The organism is Klebsiella ornithinolytica NBRC 105727 = ATCC 31898 (genome assembly GCF_001598295.1).
Lineage (GTDB): Bacteria > Pseudomonadota > Gammaproteobacteria > Enterobacterales > Enterobacteriaceae > Klebsiella > Klebsiella ornithinolytica.
The window spans coordinates 900,162-906,609 of the sequence record NZ_BCYR01000001.1; the positions used below are offsets into that span (position 1 = coordinate 900,162).

Consider the following 6,448-nt stretch of genomic DNA (forward strand, 5'->3'; position numbering starts at 1 on the left):
GGGATCAAAGGAGACCGGTATGAGCCAACGAGGCCTGGAAGCACTGCTGCGGCCGAAGTCGATCGCCGTTATTGGCGCATCAATGAAACCACAGCGCGCCGGTTATCTGATGATGCGTAACCTGCTGGCCGGGGGATTCAACGGCCCGGTCCTGCCCGTCACCCCGGCCTGGAAGGCCGTTCTGGGCGTACTGGCCTGGCCAACCATCGACAGCCTGCCATTCACCCCGGACCTGGCCGTGCTTTGTACCAACGCCCGGCGAAACCCCGAGCTGCTGGACGCGCTGGGGCAAAAGGGGTGCAAGACCTGCATTATTCTCTCCTCTCCGCCGGAACAATATCCCGTGCTGCTCGAATGCGCCGCACGCTATCAAATGCGTCTGCTTGGCCCCAACAGTCTGGGCCTGCTTGCGCCCTGGCAGGGGCTGAATGCCAGCTTTTCGCCGGTACCGATTCATCGCGGCAAGCTGGCGTTTATCTCCCAGTCCGCAGCGGTTTCCAATACCATTCTTGACTGGGCGCAGCAGCGCGAAATGGGCTTCTCTTACTTTATTGCGCTTGGGGATAGCCTGGATATCGATGTCGACGACCTCCTCGACTTCCTTGCCCGCGACAGTAAAACCAGCGCCATTCTGCTCTACCTTGAACACCTGAGTGACGCCCGACGCTTCGTGTCCGCGGCGCGCAGTGCATCGCGTAATAAACCGATCCTGGTGATCAAAAGCGGCCGCAGTCCAGCCGCGCAAAAGCTGCTCCACGTCAATTCGGGTATGGATCCGGCCTGGGACGCCGCGATTCAGCGAGCGGGCTTACTGCGCGTGCAGGATACTCATGAGCTCTTCTCGGCGGTTGAAACCCTCAGCCATATGCGCCCGCTGCGCGGTGAGAAACTGATGATCATCAGCAACGGTGCCGCTCCTGCGGCGCTGGCGCTGGATGAACTGTGGCTACGAAACGGCAAGCTTGCCACTCTCGGCGAAGAGACCTGTGAAAAACTACGCCAGGCGCTGCCGGGCGGTATCGGCATCGCTAACCCGCTGGATCTCCGTGACGATGCCAGCAGCGAACACTATCTCAAGGCGCTGAACGTTCTGCTGGATAGCCAGGATTACGACGCCCTGTTGGTGATTCATTCCCCCAGCGCCGCCGCCCCGGGAACCGAAAGCGCCCTCGCCCTGATCGACGCGCTGAAACAACATCCGCGCGGTAAATATGTCACGGTACTAACGAACTGGTGTGGTGAATACTCTTCTCAGGAAGCCCGCCGCCTGTTCAGCGATGCTGGCTTGCCAACCTACCGCACGCCGGAAGGAACCATTACCGCTTTTATGCATATGGTGGAGTACCGACGTAACCAAAAACAGCTCCGGGAGACGCCGGTTCTGTCGGATACGGTGACCGCCAATAGCGCAGAAGCCCATATGTTGTTGCAGCAAGCGATTCGCGAAGGCGCCCGTTCGTTAGACACCCATGAAGTGAGCCCGGTATTGCACGCTTACGGGATCCACACCTTACCGACATGGATTGCCGCCGACAGCGCCGAAGCGGTGCACATCGCCGAACAAATTGGCTACCCGGTGGCGCTGAAACTGCGCTCGCCGGATATTCCGCACAAATCGGAAGTTCAGGGCGTGATGCTCTATTTGCGTACCGCCACGGAAGTGCAGCAGGCGGCGGATGCTATTTTCGACCGCGTGAAAATGGCCTGGCCCCAGGCACGTATTCACGGTCTGCTGGTACAAAGTATGGCCAACCGCGCCGGCGCGCAGGAGCTGCGGGTCGTCGTTGAGCACGATCCGGTGTTCGGCCCGCTGATTATGCTGGGCGAAGGTGGCGTCGAATGGCGTGCGGAAGATCAGGCCGCCGTCGCCCTCCCGCCGTTAAATATGAATCTGGCCCGATACCTGGTGATCCAGGCGATCAAAAGTAAGAAGATCCGTGGCCGCAGCGCGCTGCGCCCGCTGGATGTGTCTGGCCTGAGCCAACTTCTGGTCCAGGTATCGAATCTCATCGTCGATTGTCCGGAGATCCAGCGGCTGGATATTCACCCGCTGCTCGCTTCGGGTAACGAGTTCACCGCGCTTGACGTCACGCTGGCCCTTGCGCCGTTTAGCGGCGACAGCGAAAGCCGGCTGGCCATCCGCCCTTATCCGCAGCAGCAGGAAGAGTGGGTGGTGATGAAAAATGGCGAGCGCTGTCTGTTTCGCCCGATCCTGCCGGAAGATGAGCCGCTGCTTCTGGCCTTTATCGGTCAGGTAACGAAAGAAGATCTGTACTATCGTTATTTCAGCGAAATCAATGAATTTACTCACGATGACTTAGCCAATATGACGCAGATCGACTACGATCGAGAAATGGCGTTTGTTGCCGTACGCACCAGCGCCGAGGGCAATGAGATCCTGGGCGTAACGCGAGCCATCTCCGATCCTGATAACATTGATGCGGAATTTGCCGTACTGGTTCGTTCCGATCTGAAAGGGTTAGGTTTAGGCCGGCGGCTGCTGGAAAAGCTGATTGCCTACACCCAAAGCCACGGTCTGCAGCGACTAAATGGCATCACCATGCCCAATAACAGAGGCATGATCGGCCTTGCCAGGAAGCTGGGGTTCGCGGTTGATATTCAGCTGGAGGACGGGATTGTGAGTTTGTCCCTGCAACTGGCACCACAACAATCATAAACTGGCGACCGCAATTGTTGACCACATTCGCGAACAGTAATGTTATTATTGCCCGCTTACGTCGTCTGCATGGTACAGAAGACCCTTCAATAAACAGAGAAGAAACGCACTGTGATGTTGTCAAAATTTAAGCGTAATAAACATCAACAACACCTTGCCCAACTCCCTAAGCTTTCTCAGTCAGTTGATGATATCGAGTTCTTTTACGCTCCTGCGGATTTTCGGCAAGCGTTACTGGCAAAGATAGCCCACGCCACCCAGCGTATTTGTATTGTTGCGCTCTATCTGGAGCAGGATGATGGCGGCAAAGGAATTCTGCAGGCACTTTACGATGCCAAGCGTCAGCGTCCGGAGCTAGATGTTCGCGTTCTGGTTGACTGGCATCGCGCCCAGCGTGGACGTATTGGCGCAGCGGCAGCGAACACGAATGCCGACTGGTACTGCCGCATGGCGCAGGAAAACCCCGGCGTCGATGTCCCGGTTTATGGCGTGCCGGTCAATACCCGGGAAGCCCTCGGCGTGCTGCACTTCAAAGGTTTTATTATCGATGATTGCGTCCTGTACAGCGGCGCAAGCCTGAACGATGTCTATCTGCATCAGCATGATAAGTATCGTTACGACCGCTATCAGTGTATTCGCAATGGCAAAATGGCCGATGTGATGTTCGATTGGGTCGAACACAATCTGGTTGAAGGCCGCGGCGTAAACCGTCTCGACAGCGCCGATCGCCCGAAAAGCCCGGAAATCAAAAACGATATCCGCCAGTACCGCCAGGAACTGCGTGACAGCGGCTATCATTTCTCTGGCAATGCGGATGACGATCGGCTGTCGGTCACGCCGCTGGTCGGCCTGGGCAAATCGAGCCTGCTGAATAAAACCATCTTCCACCTGATGCCCTGCGCTGAGCGTAAGCTGACGATTTGTACGCCCTATTTCAACCTTCCGGCTCTTCTGGTGCGTAACATCATTCAGCTACTGCGTAGCGGGAAGCAGGTAGAGATTATCGTTGGCGATAAAACAGCGAATGACTTCTATATTCCTGAAGATCAGCCGTTTAAGATTATCGGCGCACTCCCCTATCTGTATGAAATCAACCTCCGCCGCTTCCTCAGCCGACTGCAGTATTATGTTAATACTGACCAGTTGATTGTTCGTCTGTGGAAAGATGACGACAACAGCTATCACCTTAAGGGAATGTGGGTTGATGATGAGTGGATGCTGCTCACCGGTAATAACCTCAATCCGCGCGCCTGGCGCCTGGATCTGGAAAATGCGATTCTGATTCACGATCCGCAGCATCAGCTCGGCACGATGCGTGAAAAAGAGCTGCATCTGATTCGTCAGCACACGACGGTCGTTAAACACTATCGCGATCTGCAAAGCATTGCGGATTACCCGGTCAAGGTACGCAAACTGATTCGCCGCCTGAGGCGCATCCGTATCGACCGCTTGATCAGCCGTATTCTCTGAATATCTGCCCCGTATCGCCGGGGCTTTTTTCTGGAATGTGTATGCGCACTTTTATCATTATGACCCCGTTGCTGCTCACCGGCTGTAGCCATATGGCACATGATTCATGGAGCGGTCAGGATAAGGCCCAGCATTTTCTGGCCTCGGCAATGCTCTCGGCGGCCGGTAACGAATATGCCCAGCATCAGGGCTACAGTCGCGATCGAAGCGCGGCCATTGGCCTGATGTTTTCCGTCAGTCTGGGGGCTTCGAAAGAACTCTGGGACAGCCGTCCGGCAGGAAGCGGCTGGAGCTGGAAGGATTTCGCGTGGGATGTGGCCGGCGCCACGACGGGTTATGCCGTGTGGCAGCTGGCGCACCAGTAGACCTAAAGTCGTAATCCCTTGCCCTTACGATGCAGCATCAGAGAGACCAGAAACGCAATCGCGCTCATCACGGTAACGTACCAGTAAAAGACATGCTCAACGCCGACCGATTTTAGCGACAGGGCGACATATTCAGCCGAGCCGCCAAACAGAGCATTTGCCACCGCATACGACAGGCCAACGCCCAGGGCGCGTACCTGAGCCGGGAACATCTCCGCCTTCAGAATACCGCTGATCGAGGTATAGAAACTCACGATCATCAACGCGCAGATAACCAATCCAAATGCGGCGTAGGGTGAGGTTACGCCCTGCAGCGCACTCAGGATCGGCACGGTAAAGAGCGTCGCTAATGAGCCAAAACAGAGCATTGATGTCCGGCGACCTATTTTGTCCGATAGCGCGCCAAATAACGGTTGGGCCAGCATATAGACAAACAGTGCCGCGGTCATAATCACACTGGCTGTACCGGCGCTCATGCCCGCCGTATTGACCAGGTATTTCTGCATATAGGTCGTGAAGGTATAAAAGCTTAACGACCCGGCGGCGGTGAATCCCAGGACCATCAGAAATGCTTTACGATTGCGCCATAACCCCTTGAACGAGCCGGCCTCTTTTAATGCCCGCGTCTCCTGCTTAGATGTTTCATCCAGCTGGCGACGTAGCCACAGGGCCACTACAGCAAGTACCGCCCCAAGCGCAAACGGTATCCGCCATCCCCAGGCGTGCAGCTGCTCATCGCTAAGAATTTGCTGTAGGGCCACCACCACAAGCACCGCCAGAAGCTGACCACCGATGAGCGTCACGTACTGGAATGATGCGTAGAAGCCTTTCTTGCCTTCTACGGCAACCTCACTCATATAGGTTGCACTGGTACCGTACTCCCCCCCGACGGATATCCCCTGAAACAGGCGCGCCAGAAGTAATAATGCCGGCGCCCATGTGCCAATCGTTGCATAGCCGGGCAGACAGGCAATCACCAGCGAGCCCATGCACATCATGCATACGGAAATGAGCATAGAGGCTTTACGTCCGCGGCGATCGGCAATACGACCAAACAGCCAGCCGCCAATCGGGCGCATCAGGAACCCGGCGGCAAAAACCCCGGCAGTTTGTAGTAACTGAGTGGTGGTGTTTCCGGAAGGGAAAAAGATATGTGCAAAATAGAGAGAGCAGAATGAATAGACATAAAAATCAAACCATTCAACCAGATTCCCCGAAGATGCGCCTACAATCGCCCATATGCGGCGGCGGGTATCGCTTTGCTCCAGCGTTCCCCGTTCATTAATACTGCTTTCTGCCATTGTCATCCTGCTCCAGCAAAGACTGCAATCTGTCTTATCGGGCGTGCCACGTCACTGAGACAAATCAATTAGTAAACCAAATGTTATATAATTGTTATTTATTTATATGTGATTAAACTCACATTTTTTTTTCGTCGCGTGGTTTTCGGGATTAACGCTAAAGCCTGAACGGGGATAAAGTGAAATATGGTGATGAGGGGGCTACGGCAGGCTTTTATGTTGTCTGAACAAACAGATAGATTGCTGCTTAGCAGTCCGAACGCTTTGTATCGGGACAAAAACGCAAAAAGCCCGTCCGTGAGGACGGGCTTCTGACTGATTTGATGCCTGGCCGTTGTATGCCCGGCAGCACGCCGTGCTGTGCAACATTGTTCCCGACAATTTTGTCCTGCCCCGGTGAGCGTTTCCCGGCAAACAGCAGAAAAACAAAAAAACCCCATGCTTTCGCATGAGGTTTCTTCGCGTGTTTGATGCCTGGCCGTTTATGGCGGGCTTTCCTGCCCGCCACCCTTCGGGCCGTTGCTTTGCAACGTTCAAATCCGCTCCCGGCGGATTTGTCCTGCTCAAAGAGTCACTCTCCGACAAACAACAGATAAAACAAAAGGCCCAGTCTTTCGACTGAGCCTTTTGTTTTA

4 protein-coding genes are annotated in these 6,448 nt (G+C 55.1%); 3 read left to right on the top strand and 1 reads right to left on the bottom strand.

Going from position 1 to position 6,448, the window contains the following annotated elements; all coding sequences use genetic code 11:
* Positions 1-19 precede the first annotated feature (19 nt).
* The 3 genes from ROR01S_RS03980 to ROR01S_RS03990 all read left to right on the top strand — a co-directional run bounded on the left by ROR01S_RS03980 (position 20) and on the right by ROR01S_RS03990 (position 4,512).
* Positions 20-2,677, top strand: coding sequence for a bifunctional acetate--CoA ligase family protein/GNAT family N-acetyltransferase (locus ROR01S_RS03980; protein WP_015583688.1), 2,658 nt, complete (start codon positions 20-22; stop codon positions 2,675-2,677).
* A 114-nt stretch (positions 2,678-2,791) separates the two neighbouring features.
* Positions 2,792-4,147 carry a CDP-diacylglycerol--serine O-phosphatidyltransferase gene (gene pssA, locus ROR01S_RS03985; protein WP_064359123.1) on the top strand — a complete coding sequence of 452 codons (1,356 nt, stop codon included), beginning with the start codon at positions 2,792-2,794 and terminating at the stop codon, positions 4,145-4,147.
* Between the two features lie 41 nt (positions 4,148-4,188).
* Positions 4,189-4,512 carry a YfiM family lipoprotein gene (locus ROR01S_RS03990; protein ID WP_004866495.1) on the top strand — a complete coding sequence of 108 codons (324 nt, stop codon included), beginning with the start codon at positions 4,189-4,191 and terminating at the stop codon, positions 4,510-4,512.
* 2 nt (positions 4,513-4,514) lie between these two features.
* Here ROR01S_RS03990 and ROR01S_RS03995 read toward each other — a convergent pair whose 3' ends face one another.
* Positions 4,515-5,813 carry an MFS transporter gene (locus ROR01S_RS03995; protein WP_004866498.1) on the bottom strand — a complete coding sequence of 433 codons (1,299 nt, stop codon included), beginning with the start codon at positions 5,811-5,813 and terminating at the stop codon, positions 4,515-4,517.
* Positions 5,814-6,448: the final 635 nt, after the last annotated feature.